Source organism: Sphingomonas pseudosanguinis (assembly GCF_014196255.1).
Classification (GTDB): domain Bacteria; phylum Pseudomonadota; class Alphaproteobacteria; order Sphingomonadales; family Sphingomonadaceae; genus Sphingomonas; species Sphingomonas pseudosanguinis.
In genome coordinates, this window is sequence record NZ_JACIDH010000027.1 from 1 (window position 1) to 23512 (window position 23512).

The following is a 23512-nucleotide window of genomic DNA, read 5'->3' on the forward strand; positions in this document are numbered from 1 at the left end:
GAAAACCCCCGGCCATCCCCCCCCGCTACCTGCAACGGGCCCCGCCCCCTCCTGCGTTTAGCCTCTCTGCCCGTTCTTGGGGGCGCCCCCCCCCCCCCCCCCCCCCCCCGGCCGGGGGTGGGGTGGGGGGGGGCCCTCGCCACCGGCCTGGCGCTTCGGGAAGCGCCCCACCCCCGTCCCCTCCCCTCAAGGGGAGGGGTGATCTCGCTTCTTTAATCCAGATCGCCATAGCCATGGCCGGTGGTCAGCTTCGCACCCGTGTCCGCGCCGCTCGCGCTGCCATTCTCCCACCAATAAGGCATGCGCTTGCGCGATCCGGTCGCGACCTCGTTGAGCGTCGCGGCGTCGTAGAGCCGGCCGCCGAGCATCACCTGCGCCACCTTGTCGCTGTTGCGGATGTCGGTGGTCGGGTCGGCGTTCAGCACCACCAGGTCGGCCAGCTTGCCCGGCTCCAGTGAGCCGACATCCTTCTGATAGCCCAGCGACGTCGCCGCCGCGATCGTACCGGCACGCAGCGCCTCGACCGGGGTCATGCCGCCGCGCACGAAGCTCCACAGCTCCCAATGCGCGCCCAGCCCCGATTGCTGGCCATGCGCGCCGATCGCCACCGGCACGCCGCGATCGGCCAGCTTCTTGGCCTCGCGCGCGGTGACGCCGTCGACATAATCCTCCTCGGGCGCGATCGACCGGCGGGCATTCTGCGCGGCAAGGAGCGCCGGCGGCGCATGGCGGCTAAGCAGCGGATGGCGCCAGACATCGGTATGCGCCCGCCAATAGGGATCGCCCGCCAGGCCGCCATAGGCGACGACCAGTGTCGGCGTGTAGCCGACCGTGGTCTGCGACCACAGGTTCAGCACGTCGTTGTAGAAATGCTCGAGCGGGACATTGTGCTCGACGGTCGAATTGCCATCCTGCACCAGCGACATGTCGAGCGTGTAGAGCGAGCCGCCCTCGGGCACGACCTCCATCCCCTCGGCCTGCGCGGCGGCGACCACCATCTGGCGCTGTTCGCGGCGCGGCTGGTTGTAGTTCTTGACGCTGCGCGCCCCTTGCGCCTTCAGGCGGCGGACGATCGACAGCGCATCCTCATAGCTGTCGATCTGCGCATAGACGTCGGGGCTCTTCGCGCCATAGATCACCTCGCCGGTCGAGAAGGTCCGGGGGCTGAGGATCAGGCCGGCCTGCTGCATCTCCGCCGCCGGGAAGATTTCGGCCGAGCGGGACGAGGGGTCATGGACGGTGGTGGTGCCCAGCGCCAGATTGGCCATGGCCGACCAGTTCTGCTGCGGCACCAGCTCGTCCTCGCCCTGCGATCCATGGGCATGCGCGTCGACGAAGCCGGGAACGATCGTCTTGCCGGCCACATCGACCAGCGTCGCGCCCGCCGGGATCGCGACCGAGGCGCGCGGCCCCACCGCGACGATACGGTCGCCGCGGATCAGCACCACCGCGTCATCGATAATCCCGCCTTCCTTGGCCGCCATGGTGACGACCCGTGCACCGGTCAGCGCGACCGTCGCGGTCGGCTTGGCGGCGGCGACATCCATCGACAGCGAGACGCCGCTCGTGGGCGCCGCGAACTTCGCGGCAACCTCGCCAGCGGGCGCGGGGCGGAACAGCGCGGTGGTGTCGGCCGAATAGAGGGTCGGCCCGGTGCTCCAGTGGATGCGCTTGCCGCCCTCCGACCAGTTGATGAAGTCCGCACCATCCGCGCTGACCCGCGTGACCGGCAGCGCGCCGGACTTGGCATCGACCTCGACCGCCTGTTTGCCGGGCATCAGCGGCATGACGAAGGCTTCGTAATTCTGGCGGAACGCGACATAGTCGCCGCCGGGCGAGACCTGGAAGTCGTTGACCAGTTCGCCCCGCGCATGAACGCGGCGATTCTCGCCCGACAGATCGGTGCTGATCAACTCGCGCTTGTCGCCTCCATTGGCGATCATGAACAGCCGGTCGTTGCCCGCGCCGAATTGCGGACCGGCGGCATCCTTGGCGATGCGGACGGGTGCGCCACCGCTGGCCGCGACCCGGTACACGCCGGTCCCGGCATGGCCGCGCGGCGCGGTCAGATTACCCCCCTCGCCCTGTTCGAACACGATCGTCTTGCCATCGGGCGAGAAGCGCGCGCGGGCATAGTGGCCCGGCACGCTCGTCACCGTCCTGGCAGCACCGCCGCCGGCCGCGACGGTGCGGATCTGGCCCAGCCCGGCATCGGTCCAGCCGGTGAAGACGATCGTCCGGCCATCGCGCGACCAGCTCGGCCACAGCTCGAACCCGTCATCGCCGCGCGTCAGCCGCTTCGGCGCACCGCCCGCCATCGGCTTGACCCACAGCTTGCCCAGCGTCTCGAACACCACCTGCCGGCCATCGGGCGACACGCTGGCCCAGCGTGTCGCCCTGGTCATGAAGCGATCGGGGGCGACATCGATTTGGGGATGGATCGCCTCGGCGACGATACGGGTGTCGTCGACCCGGAACGGGATCACCGCCGCCGTACCATCGGCGACATTCACACGGCGCAGCTTGCCGCCCGACCACAGGACGATGCCCGTATCATCGGGCGTCCAGCTCATATTCGGATAGACGCCGGTCACCGCCCAGGTTTCCTGCACGTCGCGGTCGAGCGGGCCATAGACGATCCGCTCGACGCCGGTGGCCAGGTCCTTGACCCATAGCTTGCTGATATTGTTGTCGCGGCGGACGAAGGCGATGCGCTTGCCGTCGCGCGACGGGGTCGGGCGCACCGATCCGCCAACCCCGCTGACCGCCGTCGTCACCTCGCCGGTGTCGATGTCATAGCGTTCGATGTCGAACAGGTCGGTCCGCGAGTTCTGCGCATATTCGAAGATCGGTCCCGACGACACGTTGCGGGTGTAGAAGATGCTTTTGCCATCGGGCGCATAGATCGGCTCGCCCAGTTCCTTCTGTAAAACCTCGCTGGCGCGCTTGACGAGCTGTACCCCGCCGCCGCCCGAGACGTGATAGAGCCACACCTCGCCGGTGCCGAGCGAACGGCCGGTGGTGAAATGCTTCTTGGCCGCGATGAAGCGGCCGTCCGGACTCCATGTCGGCTGGTTGAGCAGGCGGAAATCCTCCTTCGTCACCTGCCGCTTGTCGCTGCCATCGACGTTCATGACCCAGATATTGTCGCCGCCGCCCCGGTCGGAGGTGAAGGCGATGCGCCGGCCATCGGGCGAGAAACGCGGTTGATGCTCGAAGGCCAGCCCCTCGGCGATCCGCGTCGGCGTGCCGCCGGCGATCGGCATGGTGTAGATGTCGCCCAGCAGGTCGAAGGCGATCGTCCGACCGTCGGGCGCGACATCGACGTTCATCCAGCTGCCCTCGTCGACCGCCATCCGCACCTGTTTCGTGCGCAGGCCGCGCGGCGCGTTGACGTCCCATTTGGCGGGCTTGTCGGCCTTGGCCGTCGCATCGCCCTTGGCCGGCACGGGCGGCGGCAGCGCGGTCGCGGGGGCCGGCGTGGGGGCGGTCGCCTCATTCTCCGGGGCCTGGGTCTGTTCGACGGGCTTGTCGGTCGGTGGGGTCACTTGCGCCGCGAGCGGTGCGGCGAGCAGGCACAGGGCGATGGCGGTCATGGCGCGGTGGTTCACGAAGCGGATTTTCCCCTAATTTATGGGGCATCCTAACCGCTTCGCGGCGTGCGTCACGCGCGAAAAATGTCATCTTTGTCATCACCCTGGCGGGCGGCCCCGGCAATGCCCATCATGGGCGGATGACGATATCCTCCCGCACGCCGCGATCCCGGCGCGTCGCCCTGTCGCTGGCGCTCGGCCTGATGGTGGCCGCCTGCTCGCCGCTCAAGACCTTCGACGCGCTGGTGCCCAAGGACAGCGAGGGCCAGCGCGTGGCGAGCGGCGTGGCCTATGGCGGGGATACGCGCCAGACGCTCGACATCTACGCCCCGCGCCAAGCGGTGGCGGGGCCAAAGCCGGTGGTCGTCTTCTTCTACGGCGGCAGCTGGAACAGCGGGACGCGCGCCGGCTATGCCTTTGTCGGTCGCGCGCTCGCGGCGCAGGGCTTCGTCACCGTCATCCCCGATTACCGTCTGGTCCCCGGCGTCCGCTATCCCGCCTTCGTCGAGGACGGCGCGGCGGCGGTACGCTGGACGAAGGGGCATATCGGCCAGTTCGGCGGCGATCCCGGCCGCATCGTCCTGATCGGCCATTCGGCGGGGGCCTATATCGCCGCGATGCTGGCGGTCGACGATCGCTGGCTGGGGGCGGACCGGTCGGCGGTGCGGGGGTTGGTCGGGCTGGCAGGGCCTTACGACTTCGCGCCCTTCGACGTCGATGTCAGCCGCGCGGCGTTCGGTGCCTGGCCGCGCCCCGAGGAGACGCAGCCCGTCCATTGGGCGGGCACCGGCGATCCGCCCGCGCTGCTGCTGGTAGGGGGCGACGACAAGACGGTCCTGCCGCGCAACAGCGAGGCGCTCGCCGCGAAACTCCGGGCGGATGGCGTGCCGGTAACGCTACGCTCCTACCCCAAGCTGGGGCATGTCGGCCTGATCCTGGCGGTGTCGCGCCCCTTCCGGGGCCGCGCGCCGGTCGTCACCGATGTTGCAAACTTCGTCCGGCAGGTCAGCCGCTGACGATCCTCACCAGCCCATGCTGCCGGGCGCGCCTTTGAACGGCCCGGCGAGGTCCGACGTGATCCAGCCGCCGTAGAAGCCGCCCGGCTGGGGCCTTACCACCTCGCCGTCGACCGTGCACAGGTCGAAGGGGGCGGCATAAAAGGCCAGGTGATCGCGCAGACAGGCGAAGGCGGGGGTCGGGCGCGGATAGCTCCATGCGACGTCGCGCAGCATCTGCCCATCCACCTCGACATGCCAATAGACCGCCTCGCCCTTCCACTCGCAAAAGGAGCGCCGGTCGGAGCGGTGGAGCAGCCGCTGGGTCACATCGTTGGGTGGGATGTACCAGCTGGGCGGATGGCTGGTCTCCAGCGTGCGGACCGGCGCGCGGCTCTCCGCGATCAGGACGCCGTGATGCACGATGCGGACATGCCGATCGCTCGGCTCGGCGATGGCGGGGCGCGGATAGTCCCAGACGCTTTCCTGTCCGGGGCCGATCGGATCTGGCCTGGGCCGCATCACCCATTCTCCTGAATTTGCCCCGCATAGGGCGAGAGATCGGGTTCCTTCGCATCCCCGCCGCTAAATATCCTGCCCGCCGTCGCGGTGATGGCCGGCCGGCTCGCCAGCGCCAGAACCGCATGGAGCAGCCTGATACCGGCACGGCTATGCGGATTGGCCAGCCGGGGCACGAAGCCCGGTATTCCTTGCGCCTTGTCGACCATCGGCCGCATCGCCCGCTCATAGGCCGCCAGCGCCGTCGCCTGATCGGCCGACCGCGACAACTCGCCCGCCAGCACCCGCGCGCCAGTGACCGCCAGCGTCGCCCCGATGCCGCCCAGCGGCGTCACGCACCACGCCGCATCGCCGCACAGCGCCACGCGGCCGTTCGACCAGCGCGGCATCCGCACCTGACGCAGCACGTCGAAATAGAAGTCGGAGGTCTCGGCCATGCCCGCCAGCACGCGCGACGCCTGCCACCCGGCATCGACGAAGGTCTCGCGCAGCCATGCCTTTTGCCGGTCGCGGCCCCAATCCTGTTCGCCCTCGGGCGGCTTCTGCACGCCCAGCATCACGCGGGTCGTGCCGTGGCGGTCGGGTCGCAATGAGATGCTGCGCCCGCCCGGCGCGTGATACCAGCGCCACAGCCGATCATCGTCCGCGACACGCGGGATGGTGAAATAGGCCATGGTCATGTTCATCCAGCGCGGTCGGTTCTCACCCGGAAAGATCAGCTCGCGGGTGGCCGCCCCGACCCCCTCGGCGATCAGCACCAGGTCGAACCGCTCGGATGCGCCGCTCGCGAAGGACACCACGGCCCCCTCGCCATTCTGGTCGATCGCGATGACGTGATCGCCATAGCGATAGGTCGCATGGCCCTTCGCCGCGTCATGGAGCAGCCGGGCGAGATCGCCGCGCAAAATTTCCATCTCGGCGGTCGGACCGTCCTTGCCCAACTCGGCGGTCAGGAACTGCGCCGCGATTCGGCCCCGCGCATCGACCCAGGCGGTCCCCTCCTCGCCTGTCCCGGCCGCCAGCGCGGCTTCCTCCAGCCCCATTTCGCGCAGCACCTGTCGCCCGACGCCGCGCACATCGACATTCTGGCCGCCATCGCGAAAGGCCGGCGCGCGTTCGACCACGGTCACGTCCCAGCCGGCACGGCCCAGCCACCAGGCCAGCGTATTGCCGGCGATGCTCGCCCCGGTGATCAGAACCTTGCCCGCCATCCGCGCGTCTCCTTCGCCCGCGACAACGCCGCAAGGCTCGAAACGGCGCAGCGCCGGTACTATTCCGCCAGCAAGCGCTCGGCGCAGCTCTGAACATGGCCGGCGATCAGCTTGAACGCCGCGCTCATCGGCGATTGTCGGCGCCAGGCAATGGCGATCGACCGGTGCACCCGCCAGCCCTCGACCGGCAATATCTTCAGCCCCGCCATACCGCCGGCGGAGCGCAGATACAGGCTGGGCAGCAGCGCCAGGCCCAGCCCGCTCGCCACCATCTGGTGCAGGCTCTCCAGGCTGGTGCCATAGTAATCGGGTGCGATCGTCATGCCGTGCCGCTCGGCGATCTCGGCCGCCTGCCGCGCCAGATGGTGGCGCGGGTCCAGCGTCAGCAGCGGACTGCCGGTCAGCGCATCGCGCGTCATCGCCTCGCCCGCATCGATCGGATGATCCAGCGCGGCGACCAGATGCAGCGGCTCGCGAAACAGCGGTTCAATGGCCAGATCGTCCCCCGCCATGGGCAGCGGCCCGAGCATCACATCGATATTGCCGCGCGACAGTTCGAGCAGCTGTTCGTCAGGTATCCCCTCCCGCACATGCAGGCGCAGTTGCGGCGCCATGCGGTGCAGCTCGGCGATGATCGGCGACAATAGATAAGGCCCCAGCGTCGGCGTCGTGCCCAGCTTCAACGTGCCGGTCAGCCGGTCCGACGCACCCGCCGCCAGCGCGACGATGTCGCTGGCATCGCTCAGCATGCGCCGCGCGGTCACCACGATGCTGCGCCCGACCGGTGTCAGCATCGCGCCGGTCGCGCTACGCTCAAGCAAGGTCGTGCCCAGCCGCTGTTCCAGGGTGCGGATCTGCTGGCTGAGGGTCGGTTGCGACACGTTGGCGACGCGGGCGGCCAGCGCGAACGATCCCGTATCCGCGATCGTGACCAGATATTCGAGCTGACGCAGCGTGGGCATGTCCCATTATAGCCAATCTCTATAGCCCCGGCATCCCAATTCCGATTGGCCAAGCCGATGATATGTCGTTACCTTGGCATCACATGGATCAAGCCGCGACGAACCTTTTTTAAACGTCCAGCAAAGATTCAGCAAAGATTCGCCGCTAACGGCTCGCGCGAGATGCGAAAAGGGGGACTGTTTTGGCAGCGGAACGACTGGGATTTCGGGACGCGATAAGCTGGCTGTCACAGATCATAGGGCCCGATTCGGCCTATGTCCGGCTTGGCATCGTCTATACCATCGCGATCAGCCTATTGGCGCTGGCCACCCCCATTTCGGTGCAGCTGCTGATCAACAGCGTCGCCAACACCGCGATGCCCGCGCCCCTCTGGGCGCTGTCGGGGGTACTACTGCTGCTGCTGCTGCTGGTCGCGGGGCTGAGCGCGCTGCGCGTGTGGATCATGGCGGCGTTCGAGCGCCGGCTGTTCTCGCGCATCGTCGCCGAGGTCACGGTGCGGGCGGTCCATGCGCAGGACCCCTTCTTCGCCGACGGCAATCGCAGCGATCTGTTCAACCGCTATTTCGATCTGGTCGTCGTCCAGAAATCGGTGCCCAGCCTGGTGATCGGCGCCTTCACCATCGTGTTGCAGGCGGTCATCGGCCTGACGATCACCAGCTTCTATCACCCCGTCTTCCTCGCCTTCAACGTCGTGCTGGTGGCCGCGGTGCTGCTCGTCTGGCTGCTGTGGCGGCGTGGCGCGATCAGCGGGGCGGTGGCGCTGAGCCACGCCAAGCATAACGCCGCGCGTTGGCTGGAAAGCGTCGGCGGGTCGAACGGCTTCTACAAGTCGCTGCGCCATCTCGACTTCGCCATGACCCGGTCGGAGGCGATGACCGCCAATTACGTCAACACGCACCGCCGCTATTTCCGCTATCAGTTCGCACAGACGATCGCGTTCCTGCTGATCTACGCCTTTGCCAGCGCGGGCCTGTTGCTGCTGGGCGGCATGCTGATCCTGCGCGGGCAATTGTCGCTGGGCCAGCTGGTCGCCGCCGAGCTGATTCTGTCGGGCGTCTTCTACGGCATCTCGCAGTTCGGCTGGTATCTCGACACCTTCTACGATCTCGTCGCCAGCTCCGAGGAGCTGTCGCTGCTGTTCGCCATTCCGCAGGAGCCGACAGTGCGCGGCGACAACGGGCCGCGCGACGGATCGGTGAAGCTGACCGACGTCGTGTTCGACGAGGCGCAGTACAACCTGACCCTGGCCGCCGGCGAACAGCTCGTCACCGTCACCGAACCGGGGGCGGAGCGGCGTCTGGCCATGCTCCTGAAACGTCATGCCTTGCCCGAACGCGGGCTGGTGCGGATCGGCGGCACCGATCTCGGCTCGTTCGACATGTATCATCTGCGCTCCGACGTCACGGTGCTGGACCGCTCGACCATCGTCGAGGTCACGATCCGCGAATATCTCCGCCTCGCCTCGGGCGAACTGGCCGAGGAGGCGATGGAGGCGCTCGCCATTGTCGGGCTGGAGCGCCGCCTCGCCAGCCTGCCGCAGGGGCTGGACACGCCGCTGGGCTCGACCGGCTATCCGCTGAGCGTCGGCGAGACGATGGCGCTGAAGCTGGCCAATGCGCTGATCGTCCGGCCCAAGCTGCTGCTGCTTGGCCAACTCTACGACCTGTTGCCGCCGCGGCGGCTGCTCGCCGCGCTGCGCCTGCTGAAGGCGCATGGCACGACCGTGTTGCTGTGCACCGGCCGGCCGGAGGATCTGACGCTGGACGGCTATCTCTATCTGGGCATGACCCGGCAGGATCGTTTCGATGATCTGGCCGCGCTACAGGCCGCTTCCAACCGGGAGGGTGGCGATGTCGCATCTGCCTGAGCATCTCGCGCATTTCCGCACCCTGTCCTCGCTGCGCCCGCCACGCGTGACCGTCGCGATCGCGTGGATGCTGATGGTGGGCATCGCGGCGGCGGCGTTCATCCTGTTCTGCGTCCCCTGGCTGCAGACCGCACAGGGGCGCGGCCAGGTCGTCTCGCTCGATCCGACCGACCGCGCGCAGGACGTGACCGCGCTGGTGCCCGGCCGGGTCGAGCGCTGGTATGTGCAGGACGGCCAGCATGTGAACCGGGGCGATCCGATCGCGCGCATCGTCGACCTCGATCCCAACCTACTGTCCCGCCTGGCCGCCGAACGCGCGCAGGTGGAGGCCGAGATCGCCTCGGTCCGCCAGTCGCAGGCGGTCGCGCAGATCGACGTCAACCGCACCCGCCAGCTCTATTCGGAGGGTCTCGCCTCGCGCCGCGACTATGAACAGGCGCAGATCAAGGTCGCGGACTCGGGCGCCAAGCTGGCGGAGTCGCGCGCCAAGCTGAACCGCATCGACGTCCAGCTGAACCGCCAGTCGGCGCAGCTGGTCCGCGCGCCGCGCGCCGGCCGTATCCAGAATCTCAACGCCGCCGCCGGTGGCGCCTATGTGTCGGCCGGCACCGCGCTGGCCGTGGTCGCGCCCGAACAGGTCGAGCGCGCCGTCGAACTGCTGATCGACGGCCGCGACGTACCGCTGCTCAAGCCCGGCCGGCGGGTGCGGCTGGAGTTCGAAGGCTGGCCCGCCATCCAGTTCAGCGGCTGGCCCTCGATCGCCTATGGCTTTTTCGACGGGCGCATCCGTAGCATCGATCCCAATGCCAATGTCCAGGGGCTGTTCCGCATCCTGGTCGAACCGATGCCCGGCAAGCCCGCCTGGCCGGAGCGCAACTTCGTGCGGCTGGGCGGCAAGGTCCATGGCTGGGTCCAGGGCGAGACCGTCACGGTCGGCTATGAACTCTGGCGCCAGCTCAACGACTTCCCGATGGAGTTCGGCAAGACCGCGACCGACAAGGACGGGGGCCAGGACGCCGAGAAGGAAGATACCCGCAAGATCGCGGCCAAGGCGGGCAAGCCGAAATGATCCGCTCGCTCCTCCTCGCCTCCGCGCTGATCGCCGCGCCCGCGCTGCTCTTGCCCGCCGATGCGCAGCGTATCCGGCCCAACCCCGCGCCCGTCGCGCAGCCGAGCACGGCTCCGCTGACCCTGGACGAGGTGCTGCGCTCCTCCGCGCGCGCCGCGCCCCAGATCGTCGAGGCGCTGGCCAAGGTCCGCGCGGCCGAGGGACGCGCGATCACCGCCGCCGGCGCATTCGACACGGTGTTCGAGGCAGAGGGTCGCTCGCGCGCGCTGGGCTATTATGACGGCACCGTCGCCTCGGCGGGGGTGACCCGGCCGCTCAATGACAATGGCGGTTATCTCTACGGCGACTACCGCGTCAGCCGGGGCGACTTCCCGGTCTATGAGGACAAAAACTATACCAACCGTCTGGGCGAGGTAAAGGTCGGCGCGCTCTATGCCCTGTTGCGCGACCGGCTAATCGACGAACGTCGCACCAAGCGGACGCTGGCGGCAGGCGACATCGACATCGCCCAGTTCGAACGCGAGGCGGTGGCGATCGGCGTCCAGCGGCGGGCGATCGACGCCTATCAGAACTGGGTCGCCGCCGGCCTTCGCCTGCGCGCCTATCGCGATCTGCTCGAGCTATCGGAAAGCCGGCGCGGCGGGCTGGCGCGGCAGGTCGAACTGGGTGCGCGGCCCGACATATTGCTGACCGAGAACGACCAGAACCTCGTGCGTCGCCGCGCGCTGGTGGTCCGGGCCGAGGGCGATTTCCAGGCGGCTGCCAATGCCCTGTCGCTCTATTATCGTGACATGGCGGGCCAGCCGGTGCTGGTGGGGGCGGAGCGGCTGCCCGGCAATGGCGAGGCGCTGGCCGGCGTCGCCGCCGTCGCGCGCGCCAATTTTGAGCAGAAGCGGCCCGACCTGCAAATGCTGCTGGCGCGGATCGACCAGGGATCGGCGCGGCTGGCGCTGGCGCAGAACGACCTGAAGCCCCGGCTCGACCTGCGCGGCGAGATGGCCAAGGACATCGGCCCGGTGGGTCTGGGCGGCCCCAATCGCACGCCGCTGGAGGCGGCGGTCGGCTTCCGCTTCTCACTACCGCTCCAGAACCGCGCGGCGAAGGGCCGGGTCGTCGAGGCGCGCGCCGAGATGGATGCGCTGGAGGCGCGCAGCCGCTTCCTGCGCGACCAGATCACGGTCGAGGTCGAGGGGATCAGCATCGGCGTCGGCGCCGCCGAACAGCTGGCGACCATCGCCGAGCAGGAACGCCAGCTGGCCGAACGGCTGGCGGCGGCCGAGCGGCGGCGCTTCGAGCTGGGGTCGAGCGACTTCTTCCTGGTCAACCAGCGCGAGGAAACCGCCAATGACGCGCGAGTCCGCGTGATCGACGCGCAGGCCCGGATCGCCGCCGCCCGCGCCGAACTCGCCGCCGCCACCGCCGACCGCGTCGCGCTGGGCCTGGAGCCCTAAGCGGAATCGATATTCCTCCCCTGTAAGGGGAGGTGGCAGGCCGCAGGCCTGACGGAGGGGTATCCCGCCCGGCAAGTGAAGCCTGCCCTCGCCACCGGTGACACCCCTCCACCATGCTTCGCATGGTCCCCCTCCCCTTACAGGGGAGGAATGAAGGGGGCTTGACCTGAATGTCGATACGACAGGATCAGACGGCCACCGCCTGCCCCGACAGGATCAGCGCCACACCGATCGGATGGCGCGCGCCAGCCGGCAGCGTGACCTCCAACGCGTCGCCCGTCCGACGAAAGGCCAGCGGCGTCGCGTCACCCGGCAGGGTCACACGCGCGACCTGCCCCCGCAGCGTCGGATTGTCGCGCCCCAGCAACGTCAGGCGGACGATATTGTCCTCGGGCCATCCCAGCACCAGCGCGTGGAGATGCCCGTCGCGGGTCACATAGCGGATGTCCTTGGCCGTGTAGCGCGACGTCGGTCCATCCTCGGAAAACAGCCCGGCATTGCCGCGCGTCGGGCCCTCGCCATGCAGTCGCCAGGGGCGGGTTCCGTAAATGGCCTGACCGAACCGCCCCATCCAGCCGGCAAGCTCCTCTAGGATGCGTTCTTCCTTATCGTCGATCGTACCGTCGCCGCGCATGGGCACGGACAGCATCAGATTGCCGTTCTTCGACACGACGTCGCACAGCGTATGGATCACCGTCGCCGCCGACTTATAGCCGTCACGGGCATAGAGGTCGGCGTCGTAATGCCAGTTGCCCAGACAGGTATCGGTTTGCCACGGAAAACGCTCGATGTAGTTCTTGCCGCCGCGCTCGACATCGTCGACGATCCCCATGCGCCGCTGCGGCGGAGTGGTCTTGGCGGTCACCACCGCCTCGAGCCGCCCGCCATGCCATTGCATCGACTGGTTGTAATACCAAGCCGCGAACTCCAGCCCATGCTGTTCGAGCGGCAGATCGAAATTGTCGAAATAGACCATGTCCGGCCGGTGCTGCTGGATCAGGTCCTGACAGCGCAGCAGCCAGTTGCGGGCGAAGTCGGTGCCCGCCGGAACACCCTCGGTCCACAGCCGGTCGGTCGCCTCGTGCCAGGCATTGGCCTCGTCGACGGTGCGGATGCCGTCGGGCATGGGCATGTGGCGGCCAGTATAGAGTTGCTGCGGGTCGAGGCCCTGCCACCATTTCCCCGCCCCTTTTGCGGCGGTCAGCGTGAACGCGTCATAACGCTGGCCAGCGCGCGGGCCTTCGGGGTCATAGCCATAGGCCGGCTGGTTCCAGTGCCAGGCATGAGCCGAGTGGTTGGACACGGCGAAGCGCAGGTTCCGCTCGCGCGCCAGCTTCGCCCAAGTGCCGATAATGTCCTTGCGCGGGCCGACGCGGGTCGTGTTCCAGGGGTGATGGCGCGAGACATAGGTGTCGAGATTGTCGTGATGATTGGCCAGCGCCATGAAGTACCGCGCGCCGGCCCGCTTGTAGAGATCGAGCTGCCACGCGGGGTCCCAGCGTTCGGCCTTCCATAGATTCTGGATTTCCATGAAGCCGACATCGGCCGGATGGCCGTAATGTTGGAGATGATGATTATAGGCGCGGCTGCCCGGCAGATACATCTCGCGGGCATACCAATCGCCCGCCTCCGGCACGCATTGCGCGGTCCAATGCGCCCAGATGCCGAACTTGGCGTCGCGGAACCAGTCGGGAACGCTATAGCCGGCGGTCAGCGAGGCCCAGTCGGGGGTGAAGCGCGCGGGCGGCGGCACCTTCAGCGCGCGTCCGGCACCGGTCGGCGTCGGGGCGGTCGTCACGGCGGACACCGCGGCGGGTGCCAGTGCGGCGGCGGCGACGCCCCCGCCGATCATCGCGCGTCGTGTCGTCTTCATGCCCGTCTCTCCCGCCACAGCCGGGACGCTCGCTCAGGCGCCCTGCCACTTTTGCAGATGACAGCATGTTTTCATATATAAGGCCTGTCAATGACCGATCGCGCGATGGGGGGGGCACGTCGCTTCAATGACTGGACCAGCCGATCGTCAATCGCATGCCCAGCACCAGCGCATCGTCGACGGTGGAATCCGCCGATGGGTTCATGACATATTGGATGTCGGGCTGAACCGAGATGCCCTTCACGATCTCGTCGCTATAGGTCAGCTCAAAGATCGTCTCGCTGCCGCCCAGTGCGGGAAGCTCGCTGGGATTGCCGATACGGTAATAGCGCGACAAGGCCCCGTTGCCCGCCCCGAAGGACAGCGCGCTCTCCGGGCGCGCGTCGAACGGCCGTTCCCACAGGACGCCGCTCTGCCAGCCGCCGCGAAACGGCGTCGTCCGCCCGTCCGACAGGCCCAGGCGCAGGAAGCCGACGACATGCGTGTCGTCGCCATCGGCCGTCCCGATCAGGTCCTGCTCCGCCAGCAGATAAACGCCGTGCGAGAAGTGCGTTTCGTCGGTCTGAGTGATACCGGGCGGAACGACTCCGGGCTGCCTGCGGGTATAGCGCCATGCGCCGACCGCCAGCTTGCCACGCCCGGTCCAGCCCGCCTCGGCGATCAGCAGCGCGCCCGCCCGCCCCGACAGATCGACCCCGTCCTCGTCACCGATCGTCCCCGCCTTGGCATTCACCACCGCGACCGCGCCATACATCGTCTCGGTCGTGGCCCTCAGACGCACGGCCAGCGCGGTCGAGGGAAAGATCGCCGGCCCGTTCGTCCCCGTCGCCGCCAGTTCCGACCCCACGCCGAACATCGGTGAGATCAGCAACCCGGCGGCATCATTCTGATAGAATTCGCTGTTGACGTCATAGAGGCCCGTCTTGACCGTCACATGCTCGCCCAGCCCCTGCTCCAGCCAGGCCTCGTAGATTTTCAGCCGCCGATCGGCGACCTCGATATTGTCGATACCCTGGATCGATCCGGCCAGATCATTGGGCTTGCCACCCAGATTGTTAAGCAGCGACAGATGCGCCGTCGCACGCTTCCACCGGAGCGCGGCATCCAGATCGGCGTCGGCGATCACATCGATATTGTCGAGGAAACGCGCCCCCCGCGCGATCCCGCCATCCGCCACGCCCATCACATCGGCCTTGTATAGGGCCTTGATCGCAAAGGGATTCCCGGTCGGCTCGGCGTCTTGCGCAAGCGCCGGCGCCGGCGCCGGCGCCGGCGCCGCGAATATCGCCCCCGCCATCGACAGCATAGCCGCCTTGCGCATCATGTTCGTCATGGCCCCGTTCGCTTGCAAATCAAATGATGAAGATGGCTTCATAGCGCAAAGCCCTGCAGCCGGGGTTCAGAGAATTGGTAAACACGGCCGATCTATTTGGTCGTACCGGACGATCGCGGACAAAGCCACCGACACGCCCTCCTATACTTGCGAATGACATTCATTCACGCCGATCCCGGTAACCCGATATTAGAGCATCCGCTCCTATGGCATCAGGCTCTTTTACAGGGGCAGAGGGATCGAATGCACTCGATCAACAAGATGGTCACCGCCGCGATCGCCGCCATCGTCATGCTGGTGCTGGTGTCGGGTGCGGGCAATGTCTGGTCCAATCGCAAACAGGCGGCGGCGCGCGACGGGATCACCCGGGGGTCGGTGCTGCTGCGCAATCACATGACCGCCGACATGATGCACGATTCGGTGCGCGGCGATGTGCTGTCGATCCTTCGCGCCGCCAATATCGGCGACCTCGATCTGGCGCACAGCCGCGAGGGGCTGTCGGACGATGCAGCGCTGCTGCGCAAGTCGGTGCTCGCCGATGCGAACTATGGCGCCGCGCCCGAGGTCGCCGCCCAGGCCCGGCGTATCCAGCCGCTGGTCGACCAGTATATCGCCACCGCCGACCAGATCGCGCAGGTCGCGACCACGGACAAGGCGCGCGCCTCCGCCCTGCTGCCCCGCTTCCTGACCGCGTTCGAGAAACTGGAAGGCGGGATGAGCGACCTGTCCGACCGGATCGAGGCGCATCTGGTCGCCGTCCGGGACGAGGCGGCACGGGTGGCGATGTTGGCCAATATCCTGCTGGCCGTGACGACCTTCGCGACGCTGGCGCTGGTGCTAGCCATCGGCTTCGCCACGCGCCGCCATGTCGTCGCTCCCCTGCTGCTGCTGATCGACGCGCTGAAGGGCATGACCTCGGGCCGGATGGATATGGCCATTCCCTCGGGCACGCGCCGCGACGAGCTGGGCCAGCTGGCCGGCGCGACGGGCGCGCTTCGCGACCAGCTCGTCGCGGCCGAGCGCGCCAAGGACGAACAGACCCGGCTGATCTGCGACAGCTTCGGCACGGCGTTGTCACAACTGGCGCAAGGCGATCTGGTGGCACGCGTCGATGCCGAGCTGACCGGGCCGTTCAACCAGATCAAGCAGGACTTCAACGCCGCCGTATCGTCGCTCCAGCGCACGCTCGGCAGCGTGGTGACGGCCGCGACCAGCATCAACAACGGCGCCGGCGACATCCGCCAGGCCTCGGACGACCTGTCGCAGCGCACCGAGCAACAGGCCGCCTCGCTCGAGGAGACCGCCGCCGCGATGGACGAGATTACGACGACGGTACGCGAAACCGCCGCCGGTGCGACCCAGGCCAACCGTATCGTCGGCGAAGCGCGCGAAGAAGCGCGCGAATCGGGCGAGATCGTACGCCGTGCGGTGGAGGCCATGGGCGGCATCGAGCGCGCCTCGACCGAAATCGGCGAGATCATCGCGGTCATCGACGGCATCTCGTTCCAGACCAACCTGCTCGCGCTGAACGCCGGTGTCGAGGCGGCGCGCGCGGGCGACGCCGGCAAGGGCTTCGCCGTCGTCGCCAGCGAGGTGCGCGCGCTCGCCCAGCGCTCCGCCGACGCGGCCAAGGACGTCAAGACGCGGATCACCGCCTCGGCGGATCAGGTGGAGGAAGGCGTGCGCCTAGTCGGCGAGACGGGCGAGGCACTGAACCGCATCATCCAGCGGATCGCCGACATCGACGGGCTAGTCGCCAGCATCGCCAATTCGGCCGACCGTCAGGCGACCGGCCTGCAACAGGTGAACACCGCCGTCGCCGAGATGGACGGCATGACCCAGCAGAATGCCGCGATGGTCGAACAGACCACGGCAGCGGCCCGCAGCCTGGCCTCCGAAGCCGATGGCATGACCCGCCAGATCGCCAGCTTCCGCATCGGCAGCATGGCGGCACCCCCCGCCCCGAAGCCCGCCCCCGCCGAACCGGCCCCCCGCCGCGCCGCAGCGCCGCGTGCGCGCGTCGTGGGAAATATGGCACTGGCGATCGACGAGGATGACTGGTCGTCGTTCTAACGAAAGGACGGGCTCAAGCTCACACGCGAAAGCGCCAGTCTACCTTCTGCCCCCCTTACGACTGCGACGCGCGCCAGCCCAGGCCCAGCGCCTTTTGCAATGCCACATAGTCGTTGGTCAGCCCAGCGACCGCCTGCGACAGCGACTGTTGCGCCGACACACGCTGGCGCTCGGCGTCGAGGGTGTCGATCATCGTCGCGGCCCCGGCGCGGTAACGTTGTTGCATCAACGCCGCCGAACGGTCGGCCGAGGCCTTAGCCCGCGCCAGCGTCGCGACCGTGTTGCGCCGCGCGCGGAACCGGGCCAGCGAATCCTCGGCATCGCGCAGCGCCGACAGAACGGCGCCGCGATACTGTGCCTCGGCCTCGTCGCGCGCGCCCTCGGCCTGGCCGACACGAGCGTTGGCGCGGCCGAAGTTCAGCACGTTCCATTGCAGCATCGGCGCGCCGACCGTCACCAGATTGTCGAGATCGGTCAGCGCGTCGAGCGAGGTGCCGCCGATGCCGATGATCCCCATCAGGTTCAGGCGCGGGAATTTGGCGGCCTCCGCGACGCCGATGCGCGCGGTCTGCGCCGCCAGATTGCGCTCGGCGGCCCGAATGTCCGGGCGGCGCTGGAGCAACGCGGTCGGATCGCCGACCGCGACCTGCGCGGGCGGCAACGGCACCGGCGCCGCCTGACCCAGCCGCTGGTCGAGCGTGCCCGGCGCCTCGCCGATCAGGATGGCGAGTGCGTTCAGATAGGTCTCGACCGAGGCCGACAGCGGCAGGATCTGCGCATCGGTGCTCTCCACCTGATTGCGCAGCCGCTCGACCTCGAGCTGCGAGGCGGTGCCGTTGCGGAAGCGCTGCTCGGTCAGGTTCAGCGTGTCGCGCTGCATCCGCGACGCCTCACGCGCCAGGATCAGCCGCTGCTGTGCGTCGCGCAGACCCACATAGGCCTGGGCGACATCGGCGCTGAGCGAGACCTGCGCGTCGGCGACATTGGCTTCCGCAGCCGCCGCATTGGCGCGCGCCGCCTCGACGGTGCGGCGACGACCGCCGAACAGGTCGATCTCCCAACTGGCGTCGAAGCCCAGGTTGAAGAAGTCGAGGCTCTGGCCACCCGAATTGCCATCGCTCGCCGCGCCGCCATTGGCATCCCCCTGCCCCTCCCCCGACTGGCCGCCCAGATTAAGGCCGGGCAGATCAGCGTGAAGATAGGTCGCGCTGGCATTGGCATTGGGCGCCTGATTGGCGCGTTCCAGCCTCAGGGCGGAGCGCGCCTGCTTCAACCGCGCCTGCGCCACCGCGACATTGGGATTGGACGCCAGCGCCCGCTCCTCCAGCCAAGTGAGCATCGGGTCGTTCAGCGTCGTCCACCAGTCGGCGACGGCCGGCGCGGTGGTCGCCAGCGTGGTGTCGACGCGCACGAAGCCGGCCGGTGGCGTCGCGGCCGAGCCCACGCCTTGTGGCGGGCCGGCATAGTTCGGCCCGACGGTGCAGGCCCCCAGCAGGAGAAGCGGGATCAGGGAAAGCTGCTTGCGCATCATGGGTCTCAATGCATCGCCACGGGGCCGCCCTGGGGCAGCGGGCGGAGGAAGAGGACGAGCGGCATCACCATCATGATGCCGACGCACAGGATGAAGAACAGGTCGTTATAGGTCATCACGAGCGCCTGTTGGCGGATGGTGTTGCCGATCATGCGATAGGCCGCCTCGGTGCTGCCGAATTGCTGCGTCAGCCCGCCGATCCAGTCCTGTACCGACTGGGCATTGGCCGACAGCGATTCCTCCAGCCGGCGCTCATGCAGGAAGCTGCGCTGATCCTGCACGGTCGCGATACCGGCGAGCGCGAACGAGCCGCCCAGGTTGCGCGCCGCGCTGAACAAACCGGCGGCGTCGCCCGCCTGCTCGGGCGGCACCGAGGAGATCGCCGCCTGGTTCAGGAACAACATGCCCAGGATCGTGCCGACGCCGCGCAGGAGCTGCGAATCGGTGAACGAACTACCGGTCGAATCGGCGGTCAACACCGTGTCGATCCCGGCGCTCAGCGCCATGATGCCCAGGCCAAGCCCCACCGCGATGCGGATGTCGACCTTCTTGATTAGGATCGGGGTGAAGGGCATCATGATCAGGCTGGGAATGCCGCTGAGCAGCACGACCTTGCCCGCCTGGAACGCGTTATAGCCGGCGATCGAGGCCAAGAACTGCGGGATCACATAGGAGGTGCCGTAGAGCACCATGCCCAAGACGATGCCCATGATCACCACGCTGCCGAACTGGCGGTCGAGCAGCAGCTTCAACCGGATGACCGGGCGCGACGCCACGAACTGACCGGCGAAGAGCAGGCCGAAGCCGATGAGCGACAGGATGGTCAGCTCGATGATCTCACGCGATTCGAACCATTGCTCGCGCTGCCCTTCCTCCAGCACGACGGTCAGGCCGCCCAGGCCGAGCGCCAGGCCGACGATGCCCAGCCAGTCGGCCTTCATCAGCTCGGACAGATGCGGCTTCTGGTGCGGCAGGCCGACGAGCAACAGCGTGACCAGCACCGCGCCGACCGGCACGTTGAGGAAGAAGGCGTAATGCCAGCTGATATTCTCGGTCAGCCAGCCGCCAATCAGCGGCCCCATGACGGGGCCCAGAATGGCGGTGACGCCGAAAAAGGCGGTGCCGATCGGTTGCTGCTCGCGCGGCAGGCGGGTGGCGATGATGGTCAGCGCGGTCGGGATCAGCGCGCCGCCGGTGATGCCCTGTCCCGCGCGCCCGACGATCATCATCGTCAAGTTGGTCGACAGGCCGCACAGCACCGAAAAAGCGGTGAACAGGATCGAGGCGATCAGCAGGAAGGTGCGAAGGCCGAGCAGCCGCTCGAGCCAGGCGGACAGCGGGATGATGATGATCTCGGCGACCAGATAGGAGGTCGCGATCCACGTTCCCTCGGTGCCGCTCGCGCCGATCTCGCCCTGGATGGTGGGCAGCGCGGAGTTGACGATCGAGATGTCGAGCGTCGCCATCAGCGCGCCGATGCTGCCCGCCGCGACGGCGAGCCAGGCGGTCAGGTCGGCCTTGGCCGGGGCACCGCCGCTCGCGCGGGCGGGTGCCTTGGCCGGGCCGCCCCGGGCGGGGGCCGCAGCGGCGCTCACCGGCCCCGCGCCCCCTCCCGCGCTTCGTTATGCTGGTCCTGTTGTTCGGCGATACGCTTCAGCGCGCCCTTGGCGGAGCGGGTGTCGACGACCACCTCGACCGACATGCCGGGCACGAGCAGGCTGCGCGTCTGCGGATCGGCGTCGACCGCGATACGGACGGGGATGCGCTGCACGATCTTGGTGAAGTTGCCGGTCGCGTTCTGCGGCGGCAGCAGCGAGAATTGCGCGCCGGTACCCGGTGCCACGCTTTCGACATGGCCCTTGATCTCGACACCTTCCAGCGCGTCGACCTCGATCTTCACCGGCTGGCCGGGGCGCATCAGGCCCAGCTGCGTTTCCTTGAAGTTCGCCTCGATATAGAGCTGGCTGACCGGCACGATCGACATGGTGCGAGTGCCGGCCTGAACGAACTGGCCGACGCGCACCGTCTTGTTGCCGACCCGGCCGGCGATCGCGGCGCGGATCGTGGTCGAGCCGAGATTGACCTCGGCGGCGTCGAGCTGCGCCCTGGCGGCCTGCCCCTGCGAACGGGCCTGCTGGACCTGTGCGTTCAGCGTGCCGATACGGCGGCGCGAAGCGGACAGCGCGGCATTGGCGGCCGCGACCTTGGCATTGGCCTGACGCGCCTGGTTCTGCAACTGCGACAGGCGCTCGCGGCTTTCGGCACCCGACGCGGCGAGCGGGGTGTAGCGCGCGACTTCGGCCTGGGCGAAGGCGGCATCGCTCTGCGCGGCGCGGAGATCGGCCTCGGCCCGGTCGATCGCGGCCTGCTGTTCCTTGATCTGCGCTTGGACACCCTCGGCATTGGCGCGGGCGACGCCGATCTGCGCCTCGATCTGCGCAGTCTGCGCACGGTAATCGCGGGTATCGATCTGAAGCAGCGGCTGACCGGCCTGCACCGCCTGGTTTTCACCGACGAACACCTTGTCGACATAGCCCGACACCTTGGGCGCGACCGTGACCGCATCGGCCTGGATGAAGGCGTCGTTGGTCGACTGCATATACTGGCCGACGCTTTTGTAGCGCGCATACCAGAACACGCCGCCGATGATCGCGACGGCGGCGACGATGATCAGGATCAGGCGGATGCGCCGCTTCTTCTGCGGCGACGCGGTTTCCACCGGGCTTTCCCGGGCCTCGTCGGTCGCGGCGCTTTCCTGGCCGTCATTCACTTGGTTAGCGTCGGCCATGCCGGCCTCCCTGTCGATGGAATCAATAGAACTTGACCGTGCATTTGCTCGCGCTTGCACAATAAGGCAAGACCATTTATTGAGTTACCTCACATTATGGCTGACCTCGAACCCCTGCTCGTGCGCTACGGGCGCTTGTATATGCGCCTCCATCGGCTGCTCGACCGGCGCATGGCGGCGCAGGGCGCCTCGCTCGCGCGGGCCAAGATGCTGATGTTCATGAACAAGCATGCGCCGGTACGTGCCGCCGACATCGCCGAATGCTTCAGCCTGGCGCCGCGTACGGTCACCCAGGCGATCGATACGATGGAGCGCGACGGACTGGTGCGGCGCGTGCCCGATCCGGTCGACCGGCGGGCCAAGAGGCTGGACATCACCGAAACCGGCCGACAGGTGCTGGAACAGACCGAGCCGTTGCGGCGCGCGGTCGTCGATCTGGCGTTCGGTACGCTGACGGCGGAGGAAGCCTCGCAGCTCGACCATATCCTGGCCAAGCTGGAAGATGCGATCGCCGCCGAGGTCGAGGATCTGCCCGGTTCCTGGGCCACCGGTCGCTAAGTCCCGCCCTGCTCCTGGCATAGCCCCTTCCCCCCTCGATCGTTGACGTCGGTCGCCGCCCCTATTGCGCGTTATAGAGGCGCAATGCGGCAGGCGTGTCGCCGGGTCGGCCCCCTTGCGCGATGACATAGGCGGCATGAACCGCCGCCCCCAGCGTGCCCGCTCGGAACGGCTTCGATATGCAGCCGATGACCAGCGGGTGCCCGCCTTGGTGCGGGCAATTGCCGCTGAGGAAAACGCACGGGATGCCGCGATCGGCGATCAATTGCGCCGCGGTGATCCCGCTGTCACCGTCCGCCAGCTTGACGTCGCACAGGACCAGATCGGGGCGATCGGCCTCGACCAGGTCGATCGCGGCGGCGACGGTATCGGCGATGCCGGTGACGTGGTGGCCGTGGAGGGTGAGCGCATCCTCGACGAGCATGGCCACGAGCGCCTCGTCCTCGACGATCAGCAGCTTGAGCGCCTCGCTGCCGAAACGGTTTTCGTCAGTCCGGGACGCGGTGCCGATGTTCGCCGCCATCATGCGGCATGACCAAAATCAGGCACCCACTTCCCTCGCTCGTCAGCGTCGCACGCAATTGATGGCAGAGCCGCGAAATCAGACGATCCGTCCCGACCAGATCGACGCCACGCTCCCATCCAACGCCGTCAAACGCGATGCGCAATATTTCGTTCCCGCCGTCGCGACACATCGTCATGACGATGCGCGGCACGGCGGTCGGCCCCGTCAACAGCGTATCGAGCAGCAGCGCGGCGGCCACCGCGCGTTCGATCGGGACCGCGACCGGTTCGGGCACGATGATCTCGGGCGCGGCCTCGTCGCCGCGCAACTGCCCGATCACGTCGCCGAAGAGCGCGGCCAGATCGACCAGTCCGGGTTCGGCGGTCGCGTAGAGCGGGCGATGCGCGCTGGCCAGCACCTGCAACCGCTCCGCCGCGCGCGCCAGTGCGGCACGGGTGACCGGATCGGCGGCGCTCCGCACCTCGTTCGACACCAGCCCGATCGCGACCTGCAGCGCGTTGCGAACGCGGTGGTTCAGCTCGGCGAGCAACCGCGTCTGCGTCTCGATCCCCTCACGCAGCGCCTGCTCGATCCGCAGGCGATGCTTGGCCAGCGCGACATAATGGCACAGCAGCGACATCAACCGCTGCTCCTCGTCGGTAAAAGGCGCGGCCGCGCGCCGCCCGAAGCTGAGCGTGCCGAGCAGTCGTTCACCATAGAAGAGCGGCATGCACAGATAGACGTCGATGCCGACCGAACGGACAAAGGCAGCGGCGGGGTCATCGGATCGCTGGATACCCGCCAGATGCAGCACCCGCCGCTCACGCATCGCCCGGCCGCATAGCGAGCCTCCAACGTCGAGCCCCATGACGGCGCGCTGCTGGGCCGGGGTCAGCCCGCCACAAGCCTCCAGTTGAACGACATCGCCGTCACGCCGAAAATTGAAGAACAGGTCCAGCCGCAGCTCGTCGCGGATCAGCTCGAACAGCGCCTCGATCATCAGCGCGGGGTCATCGGCCCCCATCAGGCGATCGGTCGCCGCCGCGATCAGCGCCAGATAGCGACGCGTGGCATCGGGATCGCCCACGACCGGCGCGATCACGTCGTCGACGAACGGCAACGGCGCCAGGGTGAAGGTGGTGGAAGGGGCCACATGCGAATGATAACGACTGCCGCCCCGCGC

The 23512-nt window shown here is 68.0% G+C and carries 17 protein-coding genes; 6 read left to right on the forward strand and 11 right to left on the reverse strand.

Going from position 1 to position 23512, the window contains the following annotated elements:
• Nucleotides 1–212: 212 nt before the first annotated feature.
• Nucleotides 213–3596 carry an amidohydrolase family protein gene (locus GGR48_RS17005; protein WP_183953031.1) on the reverse strand — a complete coding sequence of 1128 codons (3384 nt, stop codon included), beginning with the start codon at nt 3594–3596 and terminating at the stop codon, nt 213–215.
• Nucleotides 3597–3733: 137 nt separating this feature from the next.
• Here GGR48_RS17005 and GGR48_RS17010 point away from each other — a divergent pair, with 137 nt between their 5' ends.
• Complete coding sequence (locus GGR48_RS17010; RefSeq protein ID WP_183953032.1) at nt 3734–4609, forward strand: alpha/beta hydrolase; 876 nt, start codon at nt 3734–3736, stop codon at nt 4607–4609.
• Between the two features lie 6 nt (nt 4610–4615).
• On the opposite strand, the gene GGR48_RS17015 is transcribed toward GGR48_RS17010, so the two are convergent.
• From GGR48_RS17015 to GGR48_RS17025, 3 genes are read right to left on the reverse strand one after another with little or no spacing between them, the layout of a single operon-like run.
• Complete coding sequence (locus GGR48_RS17015) at nt 4616–5110, reverse strand: DUF427 domain-containing protein (protein WP_183953033.1); 495 nt, start codon at nt 5108–5110, stop codon at nt 4616–4618.
• Nucleotides 5110–6318, reverse strand: a complete 1209-nt coding sequence (locus GGR48_RS17020) for an FAD-dependent monooxygenase (RefSeq protein WP_183953034.1) — start codon at nt 6316–6318, stop codon at nt 5110–5112. Before GGR48_RS17020 ends, GGR48_RS17015 begins: the two co-directional genes overlap by 1 nt.
• Before the next feature lie 59 nt (nt 6319–6377).
• A complete protein-coding gene (locus GGR48_RS17025) occupies nt 6378–7280 on the reverse strand; it encodes a LysR family transcriptional regulator (RefSeq protein WP_183953035.1) in 903 nt (300 codons plus the stop codon).
• A 182-nt stretch (nt 7281–7462) separates the two neighbouring features.
• On the opposite strand from GGR48_RS17025, the gene GGR48_RS17030 reads away from it, so the two are divergent.
• Genes GGR48_RS17030 through GGR48_RS17040 form a run of 3 tightly spaced genes read left to right on the forward strand, consistent with a single transcriptional unit; the run spans nt 7463 to nt 11668 of the window.
• Nucleotides 7463–9148 carry an ABC transporter transmembrane domain-containing protein gene (locus tag GGR48_RS17030; protein WP_183953036.1) on the forward strand — a complete coding sequence of 562 codons (1686 nt, stop codon included), beginning with the start codon at nt 7463–7465 and terminating at the stop codon, nt 9146–9148.
• Nucleotides 9132–10217 (forward strand): efflux RND transporter periplasmic adaptor subunit, encoded by a 1086-nt coding sequence (locus tag GGR48_RS17035; RefSeq protein ID WP_183953037.1) that lies wholly within the window; start codon nt 9132–9134, stop codon nt 10215–10217. Before GGR48_RS17030 ends, GGR48_RS17035 begins: the two co-directional genes overlap by 17 nt.
• Nucleotides 10214–11668 (forward strand): TolC family protein, encoded by a 1455-nt coding sequence (locus GGR48_RS17040; protein ID WP_240455899.1) that lies wholly within the window; start codon nt 10214–10216, stop codon nt 11666–11668. The genes GGR48_RS17035 and GGR48_RS17040 overlap by 4 nt, the downstream gene beginning before the upstream one ends.
• 187 nt (nt 11669–11855) lie before the next feature.
• Here GGR48_RS17040 and GGR48_RS17045 read toward each other — a convergent pair whose 3' ends face one another.
• Both GGR48_RS17045 and GGR48_RS17050 read right to left on the reverse strand, forming a co-directional pair.
• Nucleotides 11856–13541, reverse strand: coding sequence for an alpha-L-fucosidase (locus GGR48_RS17045; protein ID WP_183953038.1), 1686 nt, complete (start codon nt 13539–13541; stop codon nt 11856–11858).
• 124 nt (nt 13542–13665) lie between these two features.
• Nucleotides 13666–14874, reverse strand: coding sequence for a carbohydrate porin (locus tag GGR48_RS17050; protein WP_240455900.1), 1209 nt, complete (start codon nt 14872–14874; stop codon nt 13666–13668).
• 243 nt (nt 14875–15117) lie between these two features.
• Here GGR48_RS17050 and GGR48_RS17055 point away from each other — a divergent pair, with 243 nt between their 5' ends.
• The gene (locus tag GGR48_RS17055) at nt 15118–16947 is read left to right on the forward strand and encodes a methyl-accepting chemotaxis protein (protein WP_183953039.1); all 1830 of its coding nucleotides are present in this window, start codon (nt 15118–15120) and stop codon (nt 16945–16947) included.
• 55 nt (nt 16948–17002) lie between these two features.
• On the opposite strand, the gene GGR48_RS17060 is transcribed toward GGR48_RS17055, so the two are convergent.
• The 3 genes from GGR48_RS17060 to GGR48_RS17070 are packed head-to-tail and all read right to left on the reverse strand — an operon-like array spanning nt 17003 to nt 21266.
• A complete protein-coding gene (locus GGR48_RS17060) occupies nt 17003–18475 on the reverse strand; it encodes an efflux transporter outer membrane subunit (RefSeq protein WP_183953040.1) in 1473 nt (490 codons plus the stop codon).
• Nucleotides 18476–18483: 8 nt separating this feature from the next.
• Entirely contained in the window at nt 18484–20073 is a 1590-nt protein-coding gene (locus GGR48_RS17065) for an MDR family MFS transporter (RefSeq protein WP_420854045.1), read from the reverse strand.
• Nucleotides 20070–21266, reverse strand: a complete 1197-nt coding sequence (locus GGR48_RS17070; protein WP_183953041.1) for an HlyD family secretion protein — start codon at nt 21264–21266, stop codon at nt 20070–20072. The genes GGR48_RS17065 and GGR48_RS17070 overlap by 4 nt, the downstream gene beginning before the upstream one ends.
• Before the next feature lie 141 nt (nt 21267–21407).
• Here GGR48_RS17070 and GGR48_RS17075 point away from each other — a divergent pair, with 141 nt between their 5' ends.
• Nucleotides 21408–21824, forward strand: a complete 417-nt coding sequence (locus tag GGR48_RS17075) for a MarR family winged helix-turn-helix transcriptional regulator (protein ID WP_240455901.1) — start codon at nt 21408–21410, stop codon at nt 21822–21824.
• Nucleotides 21825–21885: 61 nt separating this feature from the next.
• On the opposite strand, the gene GGR48_RS17080 is transcribed toward GGR48_RS17075, so the two are convergent.
• Both GGR48_RS17080 and GGR48_RS17085 read right to left on the reverse strand, forming a co-directional pair.
• Nucleotides 21886–22347: a response regulator gene (locus GGR48_RS17080; RefSeq protein WP_206362414.1), complete on the reverse strand. Its 462-nt coding sequence runs from the start codon at nt 22345–22347 to the stop codon at nt 21886–21888.
• Nucleotides 22313–23482, reverse strand: coding sequence for a GAF domain-containing protein (locus tag GGR48_RS17085; RefSeq protein ID WP_183953044.1), 1170 nt, complete (start codon nt 23480–23482; stop codon nt 22313–22315). The genes GGR48_RS17080 and GGR48_RS17085 overlap by 35 nt, the downstream gene beginning before the upstream one ends.
• Nucleotides 23483–23512: the final 30 nt, after the last annotated feature.